The sequence below is a fragment of the Rhizobacter sp. P2_H3 genome (assembly GCF_056403355.1).
This window is the reverse complement of record NZ_JBFUFQ010000398.1, coordinates 1-2,869: the sequence shown is the minus strand read 5'-3', so window position 1 is coordinate 2,869 and position 2,869 is coordinate 1. Positions and strand designations below refer to the sequence as shown.

Annotated in this window: 4 protein-coding genes; all 4 read right to left on the bottom strand. The window is 65.1% G+C overall.

Annotated features, from left to right (window positions below; translation table 11 throughout):
* The coding region (locus AC1D1T_RS31490) for an Hcp family type VI secretion system effector (protein WP_477993292.1) at positions 1–408 on the bottom strand (408 nt) is incomplete at its 3' end.
* A gap of 184 nt (positions 409–592) precedes the next feature.
* Complete coding sequence (gene tssC, locus AC1D1T_RS31485; protein ID WP_477842553.1) at positions 593–2,086, bottom strand: type VI secretion system contractile sheath large subunit; 1,494 nt, start codon at positions 2,084–2,086, stop codon at positions 593–595.
* A gap of 25 nt (positions 2,087–2,111) precedes the next feature.
* Positions 2,112–2,621, bottom strand: a complete 510-nt coding sequence (gene tssB, locus AC1D1T_RS31480; RefSeq protein ID WP_047503160.1) for a type VI secretion system contractile sheath small subunit — start codon at positions 2,619–2,621, stop codon at positions 2,112–2,114.
* Positions 2,622–2,648: 27 nt separating this feature from the next.
* Positions 2,649–2,869: type VI secretion system protein TssA (locus AC1D1T_RS31475; RefSeq protein WP_477993291.1), on the bottom strand; the 221-nt coding region annotated here is incomplete at its 5' end.

Genomic DNA, 2,869 nt, shown 5'->3' with positions numbered 1-2,869 from the left:
GGTGTATTCCATCTTGAACTTCGCGAAGTTCAGGCTGATGTTTTCCGTCAGCCGGTCTTCGCCACCGCTGCCGCCGGTGGACAGCGACGACACGATGACGCTGTCGAGCGTGATCTTGATGTACTCGAGCGGCTTGTCGCCGGCCTTGCGCACGGTCAGCACGGCCTGCTTGATGTGCGTGCCCTTGAAGCTGGCCATCGCCAGTGCGGTCGACGACGCGTCGACGTACTTGGTCAGCGACAGGTCCTGGATGCTGACCTTGCCCGAACCGCCGCCGGCGCCGTTGCCGAACGAGGCAGTCTGGGCGCAGCCCCAGTTCCATGCCAGGACGTCGATCTCGTCCTTGTGCGAGCTGTCCTTCGACTCGCCCTTGATGTCACCGATCTTGATGAACATGTCTACAGCCATGATGCTTCTCCTTCAACTAAGTTGACCCGCTTGTGGGATGCCGGGGAGGGGTGCCACGACGTCTGGGTATTCCGTCGTGCGCCCGGCGTTTCTGTTTCGTTCCCGGCAAGCTGAACCTCCCGGGCTGCGATGCGCGTGGCGCGCCGTGGGAGGTTCCACGCCGGCCACGCTTTCCTGCTCCTGGTCAGGCCACCTTCTGCGAGGGCAGCTTCGACACCAGGCGCAGAGACACTGTCAAACCTTCCAGCTGGTAGTGGGGGCGCAGGAAGAACTTCGAGCTGTAGTAGCCCGGGTTGCCCTCGACGTCTTCCACCACCACCTCGGCGGCCGCCAGCGGGCGGCGCGCCTTGGTGTCTTCCGACGAGTGGGCGGGATCCCCGTCCACGTAGTTCATGATCCAGTCCTGCAGCCAGCGCTGCACCTCGTCGCGCTCCTTGAACGAGCCCACCTTGTCGCGCACGATGCACTTCAGGTAGTGCGCGAAGCGGCAGGTCGCGAACAGGTACGGCAGGCGTGCCGCCAGGTTGGCGTTGGCCGAGGCGTCCGGGTCGTCGTACTCGGCCGGCTTCTGCAGCGACTGCGCGCCGATGAAGGCCGCGAAGTCGGAGTTCTTGCGGTGCACCAGCGGCATGAAGCCGTTGCGCGCGAGCTCGGCCTCGCGCCGGTCGCTGATCGCGATCTCGGTCGGGCACTTCATGTCGACGCCGCCGTCATCGGTCGGGAAGGTGTGCGTGGGCAGGCCCTCGACCGCGCCGCCGGATTCGATGCCGCGGATGCGGGAGCACCAGCCATATTGCTTGAAAGAACGATTGATGTTGACCGCCATCGCGTACGCCGAGTTCGCCCAGGTGTACTTGGTGTGGTCGGCGCTGCCGGTGTCTTCCTCGAAGTTGAACGCCTCGACCGGGTTGGTTTTCGCGCCGTACGGGATGCGCGCCAGGAAGCGCGGCATCGCGAGGCCGATGTAGCGGGCGTCGTCCGATTCGCGCAGCGAGCGCCATGCGGCGTACTCCGGCGTCGTGAAGATCTTGCTCAGGTCGCGCGGGTTCGCCAGCTCCTGCCACGAGCCCATCTGCATCAGGCTCGGGTCGGCGGCGGCGATGAACGGGGTGTGGGCCGAGGCCGACACCTTGGCCATCTCGCCCAGCAGCTCGACGTCGGGCGGGGTCTGGCCGAAGTAGTAGTCGCCGACCAGGCAGCCGAACGGCTCGCCGCCGAACTGGCCGAATTCTTCTTCATAGACGCGCTTGAAGATCGGGCTCTGGTCCCAGGCCGTGCCCTTGTAGCGCTTGAGCGTCTTGCCGAGCTCGTTCTTGCTGATGTTCATCACGCGGATCTTCAGCTGCTCGTCGGTCTCGGTGTTGTTGACGAGGTGGTGCAGCCCGCGCCACGCGCTTTCCAGCTGCTGGAAATCGGGGTGGTGCATGATCAGGTTGATCTGCTCGCTGAGCTTCTTGTCGAGCTCGGCGATCATCGCCTCGATCGAGTTGACGACATCGTTGCCGATCAGCTTGGTCTGCGACAGCGCCTGCTGCGCGAGCGTGAGGATCGCGGTCTCGACCGCGGATTTCGCCTCTTCGCTCTTCGGCTTGAATTCCTTGTTCAGCAGGCTCGCGAAATCGCCGCCCTGGAATTCGACGCCCTGCAGCGCGGAGGATTGGTTCTGTGCTTCTGCCATGTCTTTCTCCTGTGTCGCTGCGCGCTTACTCGGCCTTCGGCTCGTCGGCCTTCTTGGCCCCGGCCAGGCTGTTCAGCAGTGCCGGGTCGGCCATCACCTTGGCCAGCAGTTCCTCGGCGCCGCTCTTGCCGTCCATGTAGGTGATCAGGTTGGACAGCTGCTGGCGCGCCTCGAGCAGCTTGCGCAGCGCGTCGTTGTTGCGCGCCACGGCAGCCGGCGAGAAGTCGTCCATGCTGTTGAAGGTGAGGTCGACGCTGACGTTGCCCTCGCCGGTCAGCGTGTTGGGCACCTGGAACGCGACGCGCGGCTTCATCGACTTCATGCGGCTGTCGAAGTTGTCGACATCGAACTCGAGGAACTTGCGGTCGGCCACCGGCGCGAGCGGGTCGGCCGGCTTGCCCGACAGGTCGGACAGCACGCCCATCACGAAGGGCAGCTGCACCTTCTTCTCGGCGCCGTAGAGCTCCACGTCGTATTCGATCTGGACGCGCGGCGCGCGGTTGCGGGCGATGAATTTCTGACTGCTGGTGGCCATGGTGGACTCCTCTGGGGCGGGTTCGGTTTACTGGTCGGGACTGCCGGCGATGCGTTCGACCTGGCCGAGGCCGTCGGACGCGAGGTCGCGGATGATGTCCATGAAATTCTTGCCCATCAGCCGCTGTGCGCGGCGGATCAGCAGCGGCGCCGGGTTGCTGGGTTCGTTGCGTTCGATCCATTCGCAGACACGGTCGAGCGTGCGGCTCACGTCTTCGCGGCTGCGCAGCGCGCCGACCGCGACGGCGC

Bases quoted from the DNA above. Each gene is read 5' to 3' on its own strand.
- tssB (WP_047503160.1), bottom strand. From the start codon at position 2,621: ATGGCCACCAGCAGTCAGAAATTCATCGCCCGCAACCGCGCGCCGCGC.
- tssC (WP_477842553.1), bottom strand. From the start codon at position 2,086: ATGGCAGAAGCACAGAACCAATCCTCCGCGCTGCAGGGCGTCGAATTC.